Origin of the sequence: Chroococcus sp. FPU101, assembly GCF_017312365.1 — a bacterium.
GTDB lineage: Bacteria > Cyanobacteriota > Cyanobacteriia > Cyanobacteriales > Microcystaceae > Chroococcus.
On record NZ_BLJI01000009.1, the window covers coordinates 103558 to 123354 of the forward strand.

The following is a 19797-nucleotide window of genomic DNA, read 5'->3' on the forward strand; positions in this document are numbered from 1 at the left end:
AATTTATTTATGAGCCTTTCGCAAGATCAAGATTTTTCCCGTGTTTATATATTGACACCCAAAATTAAATTAGAAGACGCTCAATCACAATACACTTGTTCTCTAGCAGTCGTTAAACGCTCTCAAAACCTACCTAATCAAAATCCCATCCAACTTTATCCTCAATTTGAAGAGATCAAAGCTAATTGCACAAAAGTTCTTCAAGACCTTGGCTTGAAATATTATGAAGATTTCCAAAGTTACTTGAATCTCTTAATTTTTTTGAATAAAGGGATTCAAGAGAATAACTTAGAAGCTGTACAACAACTTCTCGCACAGAATCAAGAAATACAAAACCAAGGTTTAACGCTTTTTCAACATTTCTTGAGTTGGAACGAAGAAATTAAAGACAAAGGCTTAGAGCTTTTACAAAAGTTTCAAGATTTCAATAATCAAATTAAGGATCAAGGTCTAAAAATGCTCAAAAACTTTTTAGATGAGATTGATTTGACCAAGATCGATAGCTTACAACAGATCAAAGAAAAAATCCAAGCCGAGTTAAACTCTCAACAGCAAGGTATCTTTCAAGAATATGAAGCATTAGGAATGATAATCGCTCTATTTCCTAATGATCAAGTAAAAGAGGAAGCTAAAAAGCAACTAGAAAAAGATTATAGATTTATTCCCAATTTTTCTTTATCGCTACCTGAGCGTATTGCTTCAGAAGCTAAGACAACGACTCAAATCTGGCCACCTGAAAATAGTGGAGTAGCCCTTGCACACGAAAAGGGAATTAAAGGAAAAGGCATTTTAGTCGGTGTTTTAGATAGTGGTATTGATGCCGATCATCAAGAATTCTGTGATCGATTGATTAATTTTCGGTATATTTCCATCAATCCTAACCCCGCTAGACGAACCACTAGAGATATTAGAGGTTTCGATCCTGAAGGTCATGGGACTCATGTTTGTGGCATTATTGCAGGTCAAACGATCGGCATTGCCCCCGATGTTGAATTATATGTTGCTTCGGTCATTGAAAGCGAAACAACTTCCACAAGCTTTGCAAGAGTCATTAATGGTTTAGAGTGGCTGTTGACTGAATTTAGCAAAGACGAAAACAAAAACAAACCCGCGATTTTAAATATGTCTATTTGTTTTTCATTGGATAAAGCGACTGATGAAATTCGGACGGATCAGGATTTTGAAGATCTTCTTGAAAAGATAAGAAATGGATTGCAGAATCTTCTTAGCAAAGCCAATATTTTACCGATTGTTGCAATCGGTAACAAAGAAGAAGGAAATTGTACTTATCCTGGGGCTTTTAAAGAAATTTTGGGTGTTGGGGCGGTCGATTTTGAGGGTAAGGTTGCCTCATTTTCTAGTAGTGGTGTGATTAAAGGAGAAGGAGTTACTAAACCCGATTTAGTGGGCTATGGTGTTGATATATCTTCTAGTGTTGAACGTAATCAGTTGGGGAAATCCGTTTACAAAAGTTATAGCGGTACCAGTATGGCGGCTCCCTATGTCGCTGGTATTGCAGCATTATATCGCTGTCAACATCCTTCATTAAAGGTAGACGAAATCAAACAAATGATCCTAAAAAATATTCTTAAACTAGAGGATCAATCGTCAGATCGAGTCGGTGCTGGATTAGTTCGTTTTGTGCTTTAGTTAATTAAATTTTGCTAAAAAACTGGCAATGCTCAACGAAAACGTTTAGTATTGCTTAAAATCCTATTTTTTTAGGATAAACCAACAAATCTTACTAAGAGATAAAATTCATGAAAAAATTTCTGATCAAAATTGCTGGCTCACTTATTTTAGTAGTTGTATTAGCTCTAACGCTCATCTTGAGTTATCCGATAGTGGTTTTGGCTCAAGGCACAACACCTAGTACAGCACTCGAATTGTTAGAAAAAGGAATTCAAGCTGATGAAAGTGGTGATGATAATGAAGCAAAGCGTTCTTATAAAAAAGCTATTGAGCAGGTTTTAGAAGACAGAGATGTTGAAGTATTCATCGTCGCGAAGACTCGTTTAGCCAATCTAGAAGAAAAAGCAGGAGCTACGAGATTAGTGACCAAATTACGTGAAGAAGCACAAGCAGCAGAAAAATCGTTAGGAGCAGATACTGATGGCGGCGGAATCTGCGGAGAATGTCCGCCTGATGGATATCCTGCTGGAACAACAGGGGAGTTTCGTAGTTCAGGGCTTTTGAAAAGATGCGTAAAATGTCCTTCGCCTTAACATTATTGTCATTCCCTCGGTGATTCAAAAAAGATTGTTCCTAAACCTTCCCTTTAAACAACTATCCTTATAAGATGAAATTCAAAAAAAGGAAATAAATGACAAAAATTGCTTATTCGCTTATTTTGATCATTGTTTTAGCTATAACTCTAATATTGAGTCTATCTACAGTTGCATCCGCTCAAAGCAAATCCCAAAATAAAACCTTGGAATTGTTAAAAAAAGGAATTCAAGCTGAGGAAAAAGGAGAAGAAGCTAATGCAGATTTTTTTTATACACAAGCGATTAATCAGGTATTAGAAAACAGAGAGCTTGAAGTGTTAATCGTTGCAAAAACTCGCCAAGCCAAAATAAAAGATCAGCAAGGAGCCACAAGAGTAGCGACCAAATTACGTGAAGAGGCACAAGCAGCAGAGAAAGCATTAGGAGAAGATACAAATATTACCGAGCGATGCGGAGAGTGTAAGACAGATACAGGTGAGCTAGGACAGTATACAGGTTCAGGGGTATTAAAAAGATGTATCAAATGCTAAACCAAATCCATCACTCTAAGTTTTACAAATTGTTTCATCTTACGGCGATTTTTTGGCTATACAGTTTGAGCTTAATCAGTTCAAGTCAAGCACAAGTTAGCTCAGATGGAACACTGTCTACTGAAGTAACAACCCCAGATCAACTAAATTTTACAGTTACAGGTCAAAGTCAAGCAGGCGGAAATTTATTCCATAGTTTTCGTGATTTTTCGGTTCCGACGGGTGGCTCAGTTATTTTTGATAATGCACCCAACATTCAAAATATCTTTAGTCGAGTAACAGGTGGTTCTATTTCTAATATTGATGGCTTAATTAAGACTCAAGGCAATGCAAGTTTATTTTTACTCAATCCTCATGGAATTATTTTCGGGTCAAATGCTCAGATAGATATTAAAGGTTCTTTTATTACCAGTACAGCTACTCAGATTAACTTTGCTGATGGGAGCGTTTTTAGTGCGACAGATGTTCAAGCACAACCGATATTAACCGTTACTATTCCAATCGGCTTACAGTTTAGAGAACAACCAGGAGATATTGTTAATCGCTCGATCGCTGACGGTGGCAATGGACTTCTTTTACAGTCAGGACAAACTTTAGCCCTGATTGGTGGTAATGTTTTGCTAGAAGGAGGAATACTGACTGGGTTAGGTGGGAGAATTGAAGTAGGTAGTGTTGCTGCTCCTGCTCTTGTGAGTCTAACTCCAATCGCTCAAGGTTGGTCATTTGGTTATGATACCGTTCAAAATTTTCAAGATATTCAACTGTCCCAAAAAGGGATCATTCAGTCATTAGTGCTAGGGACGGGAGAAGATATACAGTTACGGGGAAAAAGAATTACATTGAGCGATAATTCTGAGGTAAATAGATTTAACGATGGAGCCGATGCAGGAGGATTGATCAAAATACAAGCAACTGAGTCACTAGAAGTTAGTAAGGATAGCAATATCAGCGCACTAGCCTTTTCGTCTGGAACATCGCCCGATATAATTATTGAAACGAAACGTTTATTAATCCTAAATCAGGGTTCTTTTGTCGATACGGCTACTTTTAGTGACGGAAGAGGTGGTAATTTAAGCATCAATGCGACTGAATTTATTGATGTCAATGGTACTGGAGATTATGCTATTTTACAAACTTCGACCTCTGGTAAGGGGGATGCAGGAGATGCTCAAATCAGAACAGGTCGCTTGATTTTTCGTAATGGAGGTGTTTTAAGAAGTTCAACGGATCGCAGTGGTAACGCAGGACAAATTAATATAGAAGCGTCGGATGGAATCGAGATTTTCGGTCAGGGAGTATTAATTGGCAGAAATTATCCTAGTGGTATTTTTTCAACTACAAGTAACCCTCTAGGATTAGAAGTTACGGGTAATGGCGGGGTCGTTAATATTAGAACCAGTCGTTTAACGATCCAAGATGGGGGTACTATTTCGGTGGCTGCTTTCGACGGTAGTATAGGTCAAGCAGGAAATATCAATATCAATGCTTTAGAATCAGTTATCGTTAGTGGCTTTGGAAGTTCCTTGTTAGCTGAAAGTACAAATTCTCAAGCTGCGGGTAATTTACTTATTAATACGGCTCAATTAAACATTCAAGATGGCGGTAGAATCAGTGTTAGCACATCAGGTGAGGGTTCATCAGGCAATCTTCAAATCAAAACAGATCGCTTATTTTTCCGTAATGGAGGTGTCTTAACAAGCTCAACCATTGGCGCAGGTGATGGGGGACAGATTAATATAGAAGCGTCGGATAGGATCGAGATTATTGGTCAGGGAACAGGTGATGATCAACTGTTTCGCACTGGTATTTTTTCTACTACAAGTAACCCTATAGGTGTAGAAGCGACGGGTAATGGCGGGGTCATTAATCTTAAAACCAGTCGCTTAATTCTTAAAGATGGCGGTACCATTTCGGTAGCAGCCTTCGGAGGAAGTACAGGTCAAGCAGGAAATATCAATATCAATGCTTTAGAATCAGTTATCGTTAGTGGTTTTGGAAGTTCCTTGTTAGCTGAGAGTGCAAGTCCTCTAGCGGCGGGAAATTTAAACATTAATACGACTCAATTAAACATTCAAGATGGCGGTAGAGTCAGTGTTAGCGCATCAGGAACAGGAGCATCAGGCAATCTTTTCATCAATGCTTCTACGCTCGGTTTGACTAACTACGCTGTATTAAGTGCAGATACCACCGCAGGCGAAGGGAATATTACACTTCAAGTGAGCAACGATACGATCTTACGCAATAATAGCCAAATTACAACTAATGCGACTAGAGAAGCTAGTGGGGGCAATATTAATATTAATACAAGTGTATTAGTTTTGAGAAATAGTAGTATTACAGCTAATTCAGTTAACGCATCAGGTGGTAGAGTGAGGATCAATACTAAAGGAAAATTCTTGACTCCAGACAGTAGCATTACGGCTAGATCGGAGCGTGGCCCTGAGTTTAATGGTATTGTTGAACTGAATACCCCTGAAATTGATCCAAATCGCGGATTTCTTAAATTACCCGAAACAATTATTAATCCGAGGGCTTTAATTACCCAAAACCCTTGTAAAAAAATGGAAACCAGTCAATTAACGATTACTGGACGAGGTGGTTTACCCCCAAATCTTAATGAAAACCTTAGTAGTGATGCTGTCCAAGTTGATTTAGTCAAACCTGTCACCCCACAAAATCAATCTATAAAGCATCAAATGATCGTACCACCTGCTACACCCATTAAACCTGCTCAAGGCTGGATTTTTAATGAGAAAGGCGAAGTAATGCTGACGGATTATGATTCTACTGTAACCGAATCACCCCGTCTGCCAGAACAATCAGTAACCTGCCCTGCGGATGGCGAATAATGTTGCTTAACAATGGGTGATCAACATAAACCTGATTTTTCAGATTTTTAACAGGACAATCACGTTAAAATTGATCCGTAAAGTGAGCGAAATAGCTTGAAGTAATACTAGCGGGATCTCTAATCCTCAATTTGGGTTAATAAAATGTTAAATCCTAAAAGCTTGCTTCCTCTATTTTTTGTCGGACTGTTGTTTGCGTCAATTTTGCCACTGATGGCCCAACCGAGCAACCGTTCAGGTAATGATCATGCAATTCCGACAGTATCCTTTAAACCACCACCAAACGAAGGCAAACCCGATCAAACTTCGGGAGCGGGATCTCGTCAAGATAATCAATGTTTTCAGGATACAACTTCAGTTTCAACTATTCCAGAACATTCATTGATGCCTCTTGTTCCCACCTCTAATTATGGTTTAACTGTCACAGAGCGACCGACATTTTTAATTGCTTTGTCGAAAACAACTGCCAAACAACTGATTTTAAGTATTAAAGAGAATGGCACAATACATCATTCTCAAACGGTCTTATCGCTGAAAGATTCGTCTGGAATTATTAGTGTTAGTCCGTCTGAAAACTCACCCCCTTTAGAAATTGGTAAAGAATATCAATGGTCTGTGGTCTTAGTGTGTGGGGAAAAACCACGACCTGATGATCCTGCGATCGCATCTTGGGTACGTCGTGTTGCTCCACCTCAAGCCATACCCTCTAAACTAAATCAAGAAAATGCACTGACTCAAGCAAGATGGTATGGTGAGCAAGGACTGTGGTACGATGCGTTATTAGCTTTAGTTGAAGCCAAGCGATCACAACCTGAAAGTGAAGAGATGACTGAGATTTGGTCTAATTTTTTGGCATCCGTTGGACTCCAAGAAATCTCATCTAGGCCACTTCGTTTTTAAGGTATTTTCGATTAAAGCTTGATTTTCTTTGGTTTCCGACTGTTTGAGATATTCGATCGAAATGCGTCCAGCAGTGGGATTATTTGAGCTAACGATTAAAAGATACGCAAAAGTACGATCAAATAAAAGTTTATTCATTTGTCGGTTTGCCACAATTGGGATGATTACTGCTGCTCCAACCAGAACCAAAAACGGAGGAATGACAGGCAACCACCACCCTTGTAAAAAAGCCAGATAGCAGCCAATCAATAGCCCACTACTACCTATGATCAGACAAACCGCGATCGCCACAGGTGACTTTAATAACCAAGCTAGTCCCGCTCCTAAAACAGCCCAAACCAACATCCATAGACATTCTAAGGGATCAGTCCAAACTCGTAACAAGGGACGTTTATCGAGAGCAGTACTAATAATTTGGCTAATGATGTTAGCGTGAATAAAAACTCCTGGCATCAGTTCTGGAGATTTCGACAAACTAACACTATAGGGTGTGTAAAACAAATCATTTAAACTGGGTGCTGTTGTGCCAATCAAAACCAGACGTGAACGGAAGATATGCGGTGGAATTTGGTGATTGAGGACTTGTTGTAGAGAAACTGTAGTAAAAGTACGATGAGAACCGCGAAAATTCAATAATATTTGATAACCTCCCGACTGCGATCGCACATATCCACCATCATTGCTTTTAAATCGCTCAAAGGTGGCTGTTCCCAAATAGATTTTTTGCGGATCTTGTTGATCCGTTTTTGGGGTGATGTTTTGAGTTGCTAAATAGTGTAGGGCCAGTTTAAGGGCTAAACTATAATTTTCTTGCCCATCAGAAAGCCAAACCGATAACAAAGCACGACGGAGCGTACCATCAGGATCGACGACTTGATCAGAAAAACCGACTTGTCCGCGTTGTTTGAGTTGAGGAGGTGGCGGTATCTTCGGCTCAACTACTTTTTCAATTCCAAATAAATTAGGCGTTGTTTTAAAGGTTTGTACTAATTTGACATGACCAGGCTCGACAGGTAAATTACGATAAAGATCTAGACCAATTGCGGACGGGTTTTGTGCTTTGATCTCGCTAATGACTTGGGTTAAGATCTGATCATCAAGGGGCCAGTGTCCAACTTTTGCAAGATCTTTTTCATCAATCGTAACAATCACAATTCGTTTTTCTGGAACTTCTGATGATCGCCAACAAAAAAACTGATCCAGTAGATTCCATTCAAATCCCTGTAAGAGTCCGAGCATTCGTACTAATAGAATGGGGAGCGTAACCCCCATTGCAACGAGAGGTATCCAAAACCAATGAGGTCGGATGTGCTGGACTTCCTGCGCTGCTGTCTGTCGGGCGGTTGCTAACAATTGATTGGCATATTCAACAACTTCGAGTGCTGATTGAGCTTTTTGTTTAGCGAGTTCTTGACTTGCCCCTAAAAACTGATAATCTGCGTCACTCAGACTTTTACCTAGCGCCCAAGTTAAGGCATCTTGTAATGTTTGATCTTGGAGTAACTGGGTTTGATCCAGACGATCTGAAGCTAACCATACAGTGATTTGATTAGCATAGGGACGCAACTGAGCTAGTTTCTTTTCTAGCCAATTTCGGTCAAAAACAGTCTGATAAATCCGATTATAAACCTGTAACTTACCTTGGCGCTCAACGATTAAACCAGATAACTGTAACTCTATCTGTTCTGGACTGCCATTAGGCTCAAGCTCACCGTTTTCTAAGATTGTTTGATAGAGTCCGAGAAGACGACCAGTATTAGAAACATCTCGATAAAAAATGCGATCGCGGATCGTTCTTAAATGTTCTGGCTCGTCTTGGAATTCCCAATTGTCGATAATGCGTTCTTTAACAACTTGTTCGACCGAGCGTACCTCAGCAACCATTGACTGCTCAACCATCAATCGACAGAGTTTTTGAGTCAGAAACGGTTGTCCACCCGTCCAATTTAAAATTTCTTGCATCATCAGTTGAGGGTGATCTACTTTGCCTTTTAAACCATCAATAAGCGGCTGTACTTCATCTAAATTAAAACCGCTTAATTCAATCGCCCTACCAATATTAAAAGGCGCTTGGGTCTTATCTTGAATCAAATTGCTCGGAGTTGCCACCCCAAGAAGTGCAAAAGTCAAACGCTGATATTTAGCATCATCCTTTCGTTGATTTTGAAAAAATCGAATCAGTACCCAGAAATCATCTAAAGAAAACTTTTGACTTAGAACTCGATCAATTTCATCGACAAAAATAATAATCGGCAGTTTAATCTCAACTAACAACACTTCTTCAATAAATAGACCCAAGCGTTGCACAGGGGAAAATAAATCTCGTCTTTCGCGCCACCAAGGTCGCCACTGAATTTGCTCCGTTAGCTCACAACTGCTCACCAAAGATTGTATAAAACCTGCATACCACTGTTCTATCGTGATATCCGTTCCAATTCCCGTCAAATCGACAAAAGCGCAGATATAACCTTCGGTTTGTAGTCTTTGCATCGCTCGAACTCGTAAGCTAGATTTTCCCATCTGACGAGAGTTAAGAACATAGCACAATTCGCCTGCTTTGAGGGCCTCATAAAATACGTGATCCGCTTTTCGCTTCACATAGCTTGGAGCATTACTAGCAAGACTGCCACCAACTTGATATTCAAAGTGAGACTGGGCTTGACTCATAAGTATTTTTGCTTATTTTTCTGACAAGACACGACGGAAATACTCACGATACAATTGACATCGTGGTTTAACTTGATTATCGAGTCGTCGAACCAGTCCCATACTGTGCAACTTATAAATCTGCATTGAATCTAATTCGATAGGTTTTGCTGAAGTAACAACCTCTTTAAACGCTTGCTTTAAAGCTTGTGTTTCGGGTGTGTCTTGTTGCAGTGTTTCTAAGTGTCGCCGCAGATGATTGCTATAAATTCCTGCTTCTGTTGCTGCCTCTTTCAAGAGTTGGTCGAGCGTGACTTTTTGTGTACTCACCTCATACATCGCCAACCTGACTAAATAGGGATGACCGCCGATAATTTCCATTAAATTTTCGATTTGGGTTTTGTTCCAATTTAATTGATGGAGATGCGCTAGGGATGTGATTTGCTGTTGATTAAACTCGCTTAACTCTACGGGAATTCCCGCATTAAATGGAGATTGATTCATATCCAAAGGAATATAGACCTCAGTAGAATGAGCAATGACTAAATGAAATTGTTTCCACTTTTGTGAAATCTTCCCTTTTTCGTGCCAGCTTCGTAGCATTCCAAAGAAATCTTCAATAATTTCAGTATAGGGAAAAAGTCGATCAACTTCATCTAATCCTAAGACTAAAGGCTCTTTGATAGAGGTGAATAAATACTCTTCAAAATAGACAGTACAGTTGTCATTACTACCCAAAATTTCGGTATCCCAATAAGTGTTTAGTTGATTTTCGACCTTTAACTGTCGGCTAACCGTCAAACACAGCCAACGCAAAAATTTCTCTAATGAGATTAAAATCGAGCGTTCTACACTTCTTAGGTCGATATACACTGCTTGACATTTATGGGCTTGAGCATGAGCCAAAACTCGCATGATTAATGACGTTTTACCCATGCCAGAAGGTGCCTTAATCCGAAGTAGGGAACCCGATTTTACTACTGTCTCATAACACAGAGATTCTATTCCCTCTCGCTCGATATAAAAAGGTGAACTGAGAGGGACTGAACCTTCAGGAAAAGATAAATTATTAGATGATGAGGCTTGCTGTTTTTTCCAAGCTCTTTCTAATGCTCCTTTAAAATTATTTTTCGTAACTTCTTCGGCTAAAGCAATCGAAAGTTTATGCCATAACTTTGGCCCAATATCACCTCTAATATAATTGACGGAGTGATGATAAGTTTCAGCAATTTGGTCATAGGTTAGACCCTCCCATGAGCCTTGAAGCAATTCAAGTTCAATATCTTTTAAATACTCTTGAAAGTGTTTGAAGATTTGGGAATTGGCGATCTCTTTTGCTTCTTCCCAAGTCAAAGTTAATTGTAAGTTCATTACTTAAGGCAAAAAGGATTCATTCTTTATCATAAAGTTTTTGTCGGAAAAATTACTTTAATGAGATAGATAAATTTATGAAAAATAGATAAAGATTTGATGACAAACTTTTTGCTCAGGTTAAACTAAGCTATCAAACGTTGTTCGTAATATCCATATTCGATATAATGTTTTGTTGCCGCTTCTACATCATTACCATAAGCAGCAAAAACATCAGGGTTACGCTCAAGATAGGCAGTCGGCTCAAAGGTGATTTGTCTTCCTTCTATGCGTCCTAAATTTAGATAATGAGTCGAACCGCTTGCTAAATTGTATCCAAATGCTTCGATTAAATCCCCATAAGAAGCAAGATAGCGAGCGCTTGAAAATAAATTCGGGTTACGTTGTTCATAAAATCCGTTAGTTAGATAATGTTGCGTAGCAGCTTCAAGATTTGTACCATAAACACCGAGTAAATCATCATAAGAATCAAGATAGCGGGCGGGATCAAATGCGGTTAAAGAACGTTGTTCAGAAAAACCAAAACGGATATAGTGTTCAGTTGCCCTGGCTCCATCGGTTCCAAAAACAGGTATTAAGTCTGGATTTGAGGCGATATAACGAAATTCATCAAATAGATCGCTTTGCCTGCCTTCAAAACGCCCAATGGTGTAGTAATGCTGGCGTAGTGCGTCTAAATTATCGCCGAGATTTTGGATGAGATCGCCATAGGATGCCCCATATTGTACGGGGTCTAGATTTGTAATTGTCCCGACTCCCTGAGCATCGTTAATGATTGCATGATTAGCACTAGATAAATTTAGTACAAATGTTTCAGGTGCTTCGACTAGGGTATCGGCTGTAATGGAAACGGTAATCGTTGCTGTGTTTTGTCCTTGTCCAATGGTTAAAGTTCTAGAGACGGGCGTATAATCAACTGAGGCGATCGCAGTCTCATTGGCCGAACTATATCTGACAGTCACAGTTGTCGAACTAGGATTACTGAGCGTAACTGTAAAAACAGCATTAGTCAAACCTTCGGGATCATCAATGACGGTAACATCATTAATACTAAGCTGGGGAATCTGATTCTGTGCCTCAAATGCTCCTATATCAACCGTGCTACCTACAATCCGAGCATAACCCGTTCCGCGCTGATCGTTTGGTAAGGGTTCAGTGATATTACCATCTCCATCAAGATCATTGACATCAGAGGGAATGATGGCATTGTTTCCCGCATCAAGGGCAGGACTATCGAAGAGTAGAGCTTGGGTGAAAGTTGGGCCGCCGTTATCTTGCAAAGGGCCAAGCTTAGGATCTCCGCTTATTGCAGGTTGACAACTGCCATCTTCAATTAAGTTATTGCTATTAGTGGCCAAACTCCCAGAAGTAATACAATCTCCACCTGCTAGACTATTAGCAATAATCGTATTGCTCAAGTTAAAGGTAGAATCATTAAAAATACCGCCACCATTGACTGCTCCATTATCTGAAATCGTGGAGTTAGCTACCGTCAACCGACCTCTAATACTAAAAATTCCGCCCCCACGAACGGATGTTAAATTATCAGAAATGGTCGAATTAATCACATTGACACGGCTATCTCTACTATAAATGCCCCCACCGTCAGTTCTAGCTCCCGATGCTACATTACCAGAAATAGTCGAGTTAGCTACATTCAGATTACCCGCTCGAATGAAGATGCCACCCCCATCAGCCGAATCATAACGAGAATCAGCAAAAGTCGAATTATTAGAAATGGTTGAATTAATAACTGTTACGCTACCCCGTGCGCTATAGATGCCGCCACCACCATCGAATCTCAAACCATCAACTCTATTATCAGTAATCGTGCTATTGATGACTTTTAGAGTTCCATCAATGCTATAAATGCCTCCGCCGTCGGGTGTATCACCCAGACAGGTATTTCCAGAGATGATACTGTTACTAATCGTTAGGCTGCCATTTTTACTATAAACGCCACCACCATCAAAATCATCGGACTGACTACCATTAACCGTATTGCCTGTGATAATGCTATCAGTCAGTGTTAGGTTCGTAAAATTGCTATAGATGCCACCACCTTCACCTGATGGCTTTCCCCCAGTTATCGTTAGTCCATTAATAGATACATTGATGGAACTCGACGTACTAGGGTTGATCTTAAAAATGCGAAATTCTTGATTATTCCCATTGATTGTGAGTCCTAATCCGTTAATTGTTACCGAGTCAGTAATGCTTAACTCCCCAGTGCTGAGATTAATCGTATTATTACCTGGGAAGTTAGCAAACTCAACAGTATCTAATCCTGGGCGGTTGTTTGCATTTTCAATCGCTTGACGCAAGCTTCCCAAACCTGAGTCAGACAAGTTGGTGACGGTGAATGTTGCCATCTTAGTCTCTAAGATTTTCGTTTAGTCTAACCAAAACGATAGCCAAAACCTCGCACAGTGATCAAATATTCTGGTTGACTGGGATCTAATTCTAATTTTTCTCGTAACCAACGAATATGGACATCAACAGTTTTTGTATCACCTAAAAAATCTGGGCCCCAAATTTGTTCGATGAGTTGTTCTCGTGACCACACTCGCTTAGGATAGCTCATAAACAACTCTAGTAATCGAAATTCTTTGGGTGATAGATTAATTTCTTCACCGCGAACTAGAACACGACATTCTTGGATATTCAGAGTTATATCTCGAAAACGACGCATCGGTGCAGCCGTCTGGGTACTAAAACCTTGGCGACGAATTAAGGCACGACAACGAGCAACTAATTCTCGCATACTGAAGGGTTTTGTTAAGTAATCATCTGCTCCAACTTCTAACCCGAGTACGCGATCGGTTTCGCTGGCTTTGGCACTTAAAATTAAAATCGGAATAATATTGTTTTGGTAGCGCAATAAACGACAAATATCTAAACCGTTGATCTGCGGTAACATCAGATCCAACAACAGTAAGTCAAATCCTGAATTTTGTGAGCTTGATTCGGATTGTAGCAATTCAATCGCAGAACGTCCGTCACTAACACTAACGACCTCGTATCCTTCTTCTTCGAGAGCGAGAACCACCATATCTCGAATAATATCTTCATCCTCAACGACTAATATTCTAGAGTTATGTCCTAAGTCACGGTTAGAAGAAAATTGAGGCACTTCTAGAGATAGCATAAAAAAATTTGGCTAATCTGTATCATCCTCATCTTAGCGTATGACGGCTACTGTGAAATAAGCTAGAGATTATAGTGACCATCTTAAATGATTCTTATTGCTAACTTTTTCTCGATTCAGTTTCCTTTAACCAAAACCCTAACATTGTTCTTAAGCTTTTTTCGTCTTAAACTAGGTGGCAACCTATAAACTCAGTCCGTGATTAGGATATGAATTTAGAAAAAAATCTACTTCCCATTGCTGTTACTACGGTTGCTACTCTGTTTCTTTGTGTTGTTTTAGCTCTGTTATTTGATGTTAAAGCGGCATTACTCGGACTTTTTCTGGTTCCAGGTGGGGTGGTAGCCTTTCTCAATCCCCGTTTAGGTTTATTAGCACTTTTAATTTATCTTCCGTTTAGTAGTACGATCGCTTTTTCGACTTTTAAAGTATTTACTGTTGTTGGTAACTTGATTAAATACAGTAAATCCTATCCTTTATTTAAAGTTGCTAAGGATGCGTTTTATTTTCCTGCACTCCTCAAAATTATATTATCGGGTGATGCTTGGCCAAAACTTAGAGCCAAAACCAAACCGTTAGTAATTGCGATCATTGTTTTAGTTGCTGTCTGTTTACTCACGTTTTTCTTTGTTAATCTTCCTAATAATATTTTGTCTAAAGGATTGATTGGAATTAAAATCTTACTAGGTTATATTCCTTTAATTTTATGTGGCTATTATTTAATACAACAGACCAAGGATGTAGCTATCATCACCCGTTTATTGGTTGTTTTAATCATTATTTGTTGTAGCTTGTGTCTGATTCAATATTTTTTATTAACCCAAGGAATTTGTCCTGATAATATTGTTCTTAATAAACTTCCTTCAGTGGTTGATTTGTCTCAAACTAAATTTTATCCAGATATTACCGATAAAGCAACCTTGAAAGCCAACTGTTTAGTAGGAGGTTCTAATCTCTACAATCCAAAACTCAATTTAATTCGTCTTTCTGGTACATTTTCTGATCCTTGGCAATGGGGATGGTTTCTGATTTCTAGTGCTTTTATTAGCTATGCTGCATCTTTTAGTGATCCGTCTCATCGTTGGAAAATTATTAGTTGGATCTCGATGGCAATGGTTTTAAGTGCAACGCTGGTTTCAGGGCAACGAATTGCTCTTATTTTAGTTCCTTTAATTTATATTATCTTACTGTTAGTAACTGAAAAACGAAAACAATCATTAATCATTAAATTAGCGATTATTGCAATTTTTGTTTTTATCTTGGTGACTCAAGTTGGTATTGTAGAACAACGGGTTGATAATTTGGTAGATCGATGGATGTATTCACCACCGCAAGAATTTATCGCTAGACAATTTTCTTGGCTCTCAAGTCGTTTGAGTTTATTTGGTGAAGGTTTAGGAAGTGCAACCAGTGGTGCGCGTCGTTTAACCGAAGAAGGAACACTATTAATTGAAACTTATTACGTTAAGTTACTCTATGAAATTGGAGTCCTCGGATTTATTGCATTTATGACGGTTGTTTCAATGATTACTTGGCTAACGTTCAAAGCTTATCGATCTCTTAAAACACCTGCTTTACGACATTGGGCAATTTGTTTATGGCTTTTTATTCTATTTATTAGCTTCAATCCATACTATTATCCTTTATCGGTAGAACCAGTTTCAATTTATTATTGGTTATTTGCTGGAATGTTGTTAAAATTGCCTGAGTTAGAGCAGAATATTAATTCAGAGTTACAACAGCCTGTAAGCGAGTCAGATCAGCATTTTCTTAATACCTGAGTAATAACACTGAGCCTAAATTCATTAAATTCTCTGAAGACAAAAGCATAAAGAATCAAGTATCTTGAAAAGTAGAACTATTATCCAGTTATTGCAAAGGCTATTCACTTCTCAATGCTAGATTCTAAAGTCACCTTTCATCTACAATATAACGCTGAAGAATTAATCTGGAGGTATGAACAAGGTGAACGAGAATTCGGAGCCATTGATCTACAACAAGTTAATCTCATTCAGCTAAATCTCAGAGATATTAATTTAAACCGTTGCTCTTTGGATTGGTCAAATTTAAGCGCGTCTGATCTAAGTTATGCCAATTTAAGTCGCGCTGATTTAAGTTATGCAAAGTTATTAGGAACTAATTTAACAGAAGCGAATTTAACAAGTGCGAATTTGAGTAGTGCTGATTTGAGTTGGGTAAATTTACAGGGTGCGATTCTCATTGGTGCAGATTTAGAAGAAGCAAATTTAAGACAAGCTAAATTGATCAATGCGAATTTAAGTTGTGCGAATTTAAAAGGAGCCAATTTAACAGGAATTGATTTAACAGATGTTAATTTATGTCGAGCCGATTTGAGACAAGCAAATTTATCGGGTGTGGATCTCAGTGGTGCAAATTTATGTCGAGCCGATTTGAGTGGAGCGAATCTTAATGGAGCCGATTTAAGTAATACAAATTTATATAAAGCTGATTTGAGTAATAGTTATCTAAAACAAGTGAATTTAGAAAATGCTTTTTTAAAAAGAGCAAGTCTCCGTCGAGCGAATTTAAAGGGTGCGAATTTAAGTGGTGCTGTTTTTAGAGAAATTAATTTAAGTATTGTGAGCTTATCAGAATTTAATTTACAATCAGTTCTTTTATCGAGTCGAATTAATTTAAGTTCAGCCAATCTAAGTGAAGCCAATTTATCAAAAGCGATTTTAAAAAAAGCTAATCTAAGCTATGCACTACTTCATCAAACAGCTTTAATGGAAGCGAGTTTACAAGGTGCGAATTTAACAGATGCTTCGTTACACAATGCAGATTTACGAGGTGCAAATTTAAAAAATAGCAGCTTAAGTGATATTAACTTAACTGAAACAACTATGCCCGATGGTAGTATTCATCCTTAACCATTAATGATCGCTTTGTAACTTTCTTGTCAATACTCATAAAATAACAGTTACAACTTTTGATAAGTTTACAGAAAATTAAAGACAATCCCTGCTCAAATATATTGCAGTTGATTAAGGATACGATGGGGGAAATTACCCCCAGACCCCAATGTTGTGAAATTACTTTAACTGAAGAATCAGGGAAGCAATTTTTAGACTTTCTGCATACAGAACATCTTGTCCCCAGCGTTGCAATTGATGGCTTAATAACTGTTCAGTTTTTTGATCAGCTAAAGAGGTTACTTGTTGGATTCGACAAGATTGTGCGCCACCTCCTGCTTCCATTCGCATACAGCCCGCCGTTTCTGAACACAATACTGTACAACAATCGGCTTGTGAATTGGTCGAACTAAGACGTAAACTAATTAAATCACCTAAAACAGCACCCCAGTCAGCGATCGGAATTCCTGCTAGTTCGGCAATAATAGTACGATTCTCATGATTGGTAAAAGTGACTCTTTTTACGTCATAATCACCCCCCTCGTACATATAAGCAACGGGTCGCCATTGTAAACGACTTGCCGCCCAACCTAGATACATCAAGGCTTGTGCGGGGTTCCCTTTTTCGTAATCAATGGTAATTTGATCAATTTCCATCGCTGCATCGCGTCTTTCTGGGGGATCAAAAGCCTCAGCCGTGAGTTCTTGCCATGCGGCAATGCGACCCCAGTTAAGATCAGCTACAGGTATATCATGTTCGATGAGTTGTCCAATTTTAAGTAAATCTTCTTCTGGATTTCTAAAAGTGCTAGAGTCAAAAATTACAGTGTCACAATGTTCGCTTAAGCGTTTAAATAAACCATAATCCATCTCAGGACTGGCTTTCCACCAGAGAAACTTCGGTAAATCAGGGATTATTAATGCCGACAGACTACCAGCGATCCGTTCTAATGCGCTTGCTGTACCGCGTAGGGTGATATACTCGCAACAAATCAGGGTGTTATGATTGCGTTTATTAATTGGACAATAAGCCGATACTTGTGCGGTTACGCCTTCATCTTCTTCCGCCGTTGGACAAAGTGTAATGATACGGCAAGGGTTAGAAGCGGCGATCGCATCAGCTATATTGCTACCTTCTAAGTCTGGTGCATAAGCATTAACAATCTTACTTTCTAATTTTCCATCGGCTTTAGCTTTAGCAAATTCTTCTTGAACTCGTTTTAAAAGAGCATCATTAGAAAGCCCTGTCACCTCCATACCAAAGCTTTTTTGTGCAGATTTAATGGCGGCAGTTGTACGGGGGCCTGCAATACCATCAATAGGGCCTGTATAAAACCCTAAAGCGGCTAAAAGTTGTTGGGTTGCTTCAGGTTCATAAACAATAAAAGTAAAAGTGGTCGCCCGCATAGCCGAAACACCATCATCATTACTGCTGTAGGCTTGCCAAATGCGACGTAATTCTGACTCAATTTCATCAATTGAGACATCTTTGGGGGCTTGTAACGATACTAGGGAGGGGGACTGTGTACTCATAGTTAATAATTGGTATTCTGTAATTTGTACTTAATTTCAGTTGAGGGTTAAAGTCTTCGCCAGCGTCTGCCATCACGGTTTAGTAAAAATTCGGCTTCGGTGGGTTCCCAAGTTCCTGCTTCATAGATGGGAACGGCTGATGGATCTGAAGGTGCATCCCAGACGGATAATGCAGGGGTGACGACGCGCCAAGCTTCTTCGACTTCATCCGCCCGTGTAAACAGGGTTTGATCCCCACTCATTGCATCAAGTAAAAGACGGCTATATGCTTCAGCAGTGGCTACACCAAATGATGAACCGTAACTAAAATCCATTTCGACGGTACGTGTTCTTAAATCTGCACCTGGCATTTTAGCTTCAAAACGTAGCGAGATTCCTTCATTGGGCTGAATTCGCAGACTTAGTACGTTTGCATTAGTTTGATTGGCGACGGATTGGAAGATGAGTAAAGGAACTTCTCGAAACTGAATGGCGATTTCTGAAACTTTTTTCGGTAGACGTTTTCCTGTGCGCAAATAGAACGGAACTCCTTTCCATCGCCAGTTATCTACCATTAATTTTAAAGCAACAAAGGTGGGGGTTGTCGATTCGGGATTAACGCCTGGTTCTTCTCGGTATCCCGCTACTGGTTTTCCTTTCATCCAACCTGCGGTATATTGTCCTCTGATAGCTGATTTTTCTAGGTTATGAATATCCGCTAAACGCATTGCCTGTAAAACTTTTACTTTTTCATTGCGAATACTATCAGCATTGAGGGCGTTTGGTGCATCCATCGCAGTCAGACACAGCAGTTGCATCAGGTGATTTTGCACCATATCTCGCAAAGCACCCGATTTATCATAATATCCTGCTCGTTCCTCTACGCCAACGGTTTCGGCTACTGTAATTTGCACATGATCAACAAATTGGCGGTTCCAAAGCGGTTCAAAAATTGCATTAGCAAAACGGAAGACTAACAGGTTTTGTACGGTTTCTTTGCCGAGATAGTGATCGATGCGATAGATTTGGTTTTCCTGGCAAACTTTTTGTACAATACGGTTGAGAGCTTGGGCAGATCCTAAGTCTCTACCGAAGGGTTTTTCGATGACCAGTCGATGTTTTAGGGGATCTGCTAACATACCTGCCGCGCCAAGTTGTTTAATACCAGGCGGGAAAAAGTTGGGCGATACGGCTAAATAAAAGACGCGATTTCCTCTGGTGCCTCGTTTTCCGTCTAATTCGTCTAAAAATACTTTTAATTTCTCATAACTTTCGGGAGCATCCATGTTTCCCGCAAAATAAAACAATCCTTGAGCAAAATCCGCCCAAATTTCCTCGTTTCCAATTCCATCGGAAAATTCTTCGACTCCTTGACGCATTTGTTCTCTAAAATAATCATGGCTCCATTCCCGCCGCGCAAAGCCGACAATTGTAGTTTCTGGCGATAGTTTTCTTTCTTTTCTCAGTTGATAGATAGCAGGAATTAGCTTACGTTGCGTTAAGTCGCCAGATGCTCCAAAAATAACAAGTATCGAGGGTTCTGGTGTCTTTTGTTGTGAAAGTCCGACTCGGAACGGGTTTTCTAATAATGTAACCATAGAATTGAATTTTGCTCCTTTATAGTTCTAAGTCTAGCGGTGAAGATTGAAGTTTATCTATAAAAGCTTGATTAAGATATTCCAAAGCTTTAAAGTGTATACAATAGTATGACAAAACTCAAATCTATTATTGTTTAGTTTA

Annotated in this window: 13 protein-coding genes; 7 read left to right on the top strand and 6 right to left on the bottom strand. The window is 39.2% G+C overall.

Translation table 11 applies throughout. The features are described from left to right. The first annotated feature begins 9 nt into the window (after positions 1-9). The 5 genes from CFPU101_RS10760 (at position 10) to CFPU101_RS10780 (ending at position 6507) form a co-directional block, all read left to right on the top strand. Positions 10-1650, top strand: coding sequence for a S8 family serine peptidase (locus CFPU101_RS10760; RefSeq protein ID WP_206815349.1), 1641 nt, complete (start codon positions 10-12; stop codon positions 1648-1650). 110 nt (positions 1651-1760) lie between these two features. After that, positions 1761-2225, top strand: a complete 465-nt coding sequence (locus CFPU101_RS10765; RefSeq protein ID WP_206815350.1) for a hypothetical protein — start codon at positions 1761-1763, stop codon at positions 2223-2225. A gap of 98 nt (positions 2226-2323) precedes the next feature. After that, the gene (locus CFPU101_RS10770; protein WP_206815351.1) at positions 2324-2758 is read left to right on the top strand and encodes a hypothetical protein; all 435 of its coding nucleotides are present in this window, start codon (positions 2324-2326) and stop codon (positions 2756-2758) included. Next, a complete protein-coding gene (locus tag CFPU101_RS10775; protein WP_206815352.1) occupies positions 2752-5607 on the top strand; it encodes a filamentous hemagglutinin N-terminal domain-containing protein in 2856 nt (951 codons plus the stop codon). The genes CFPU101_RS10770 and CFPU101_RS10775 overlap by 7 nt, the downstream gene beginning before the upstream one ends. A 144-nt stretch (positions 5608-5751) precedes the next feature. Next, entirely contained in the window at positions 5752-6507 is a 756-nt protein-coding gene (locus CFPU101_RS10780; RefSeq protein ID WP_206815353.1) for a DUF928 domain-containing protein, read from the top strand. On the opposite strand, the gene CFPU101_RS10785 is transcribed toward CFPU101_RS10780, so the two are convergent. The 4 genes from CFPU101_RS10785 to CFPU101_RS10800 all read right to left on the bottom strand — a co-directional run bounded on the left by CFPU101_RS10785 (position 6484) and on the right by CFPU101_RS10800 (position 13672). After that, complete coding sequence (locus tag CFPU101_RS10785) at positions 6484-9174, bottom strand: CHASE2 domain-containing protein (protein WP_206815354.1); 2691 nt, start codon at positions 9172-9174, stop codon at positions 6484-6486. The two genes, CFPU101_RS10780 and CFPU101_RS10785, sit on opposite strands and share 24 nt — an antisense overlap. A 12-nt stretch (positions 9175-9186) precedes the next feature. Beyond that, a complete protein-coding gene (locus CFPU101_RS10790) occupies positions 9187-10524 on the bottom strand; it encodes an AAA-like domain-containing protein (RefSeq protein ID WP_206815355.1) in 1338 nt (445 codons plus the stop codon). A gap of 125 nt (positions 10525-10649) precedes the next feature. Then, positions 10650-12896 (bottom strand): choice-of-anchor Q domain-containing protein, encoded by a 2247-nt coding sequence (locus tag CFPU101_RS10795; protein WP_206815356.1) that lies wholly within the window; start codon positions 12894-12896, stop codon positions 10650-10652. Between the two features lie 26 nt (positions 12897-12922). Then, positions 12923-13672 (bottom strand): response regulator transcription factor, encoded by a 750-nt coding sequence (locus CFPU101_RS10800; RefSeq protein ID WP_206815357.1) that lies wholly within the window; start codon positions 13670-13672, stop codon positions 12923-12925. A gap of 209 nt (positions 13673-13881) precedes the next feature. Between CFPU101_RS10800 and CFPU101_RS10805 the strand changes: the two genes are divergently transcribed. Continuing rightward, positions 13882-15453: a hypothetical protein gene (locus CFPU101_RS10805; RefSeq protein ID WP_206815358.1), complete on the top strand. Its 1572-nt coding sequence runs from the start codon at positions 13882-13884 to the stop codon at positions 15451-15453. 114 nt (positions 15454-15567) lie between these two features. Beyond that, positions 15568-16563, top strand: coding sequence for a pentapeptide repeat-containing protein (locus CFPU101_RS10810; RefSeq protein WP_206815359.1), 996 nt, complete (start codon positions 15568-15570; stop codon positions 16561-16563). Between the two features lie 162 nt (positions 16564-16725). Here the strand turns inward: CFPU101_RS10810 and opcA are convergent, their stop codons facing one another. Further along, positions 16726-18078, bottom strand: a complete 1353-nt coding sequence (opcA, locus tag CFPU101_RS10815) for a glucose-6-phosphate dehydrogenase assembly protein OpcA (RefSeq protein WP_206815360.1) — start codon at positions 18076-18078, stop codon at positions 16726-16728. A 47-nt stretch (positions 18079-18125) separates the two neighbouring features. Then, positions 18126-19655: a glucose-6-phosphate dehydrogenase gene (gene zwf / locus CFPU101_RS10820; protein ID WP_206815361.1), complete on the bottom strand. Its 1530-nt coding sequence runs from the start codon at positions 19653-19655 to the stop codon at positions 18126-18128. Positions 19656-19797: the final 142 nt, after the last annotated feature.

Bases quoted from the DNA above. Each gene is read 5' to 3' on its own strand.
- CFPU101_RS10760 (WP_206815349.1), top strand. From the start codon at position 10: ATGAGCCTTTCGCAAGATCAAGATTTTTCCCGTGTTTATATATTGACA.
- CFPU101_RS10765 (WP_206815350.1), top strand. From the start codon at position 1,761: ATGAAAAAATTTCTGATCAAAATTGCTGGCTCACTTATTTTAGTAGTT.
- CFPU101_RS10770 (WP_206815351.1), top strand. From the start codon at position 2,324: ATGACAAAAATTGCTTATTCGCTTATTTTGATCATTGTTTTAGCTATA.
- CFPU101_RS10775 (WP_206815352.1), top strand. From the start codon at position 2,752: ATGCTAAACCAAATCCATCACTCTAAGTTTTACAAATTGTTTCATCTT.
- CFPU101_RS10780 (WP_206815353.1), top strand. From the start codon at position 5,752: ATGTTAAATCCTAAAAGCTTGCTTCCTCTATTTTTTGTCGGACTGTTG.
- CFPU101_RS10785 (WP_206815354.1), bottom strand. From the start codon at position 9,174: ATGAGTCAAGCCCAGTCTCACTTTGAATATCAAGTTGGTGGCAGTCTT.
- CFPU101_RS10790 (WP_206815355.1), bottom strand. From the start codon at position 10,524: ATGAACTTACAATTAACTTTGACTTGGGAAGAAGCAAAAGAGATCGCC.
- CFPU101_RS10795 (WP_206815356.1), bottom strand. From the start codon at position 12,896: ATGGCAACATTCACCGTCACCAACTTGTCTGACTCAGGTTTGGGAAGC.
- CFPU101_RS10800 (WP_206815357.1), bottom strand. From the start codon at position 13,672: ATGCTATCTCTAGAAGTGCCTCAATTTTCTTCTAACCGTGACTTAGGA.
- CFPU101_RS10805 (WP_206815358.1), top strand. From the start codon at position 13,882: ATGAATTTAGAAAAAAATCTACTTCCCATTGCTGTTACTACGGTTGCT.
- CFPU101_RS10810 (WP_206815359.1), top strand. From the start codon at position 15,568: ATGCTAGATTCTAAAGTCACCTTTCATCTACAATATAACGCTGAAGAA.
- opcA (WP_206815360.1), bottom strand. From the start codon at position 18,078: ATGAGTACACAGTCCCCCTCCCTAGTATCGTTACAAGCCCCCAAAGAT.
- zwf (WP_206815361.1), bottom strand. From the start codon at position 19,655: ATGGTTACATTATTAGAAAACCCGTTCCGAGTCGGACTTTCACAACAA.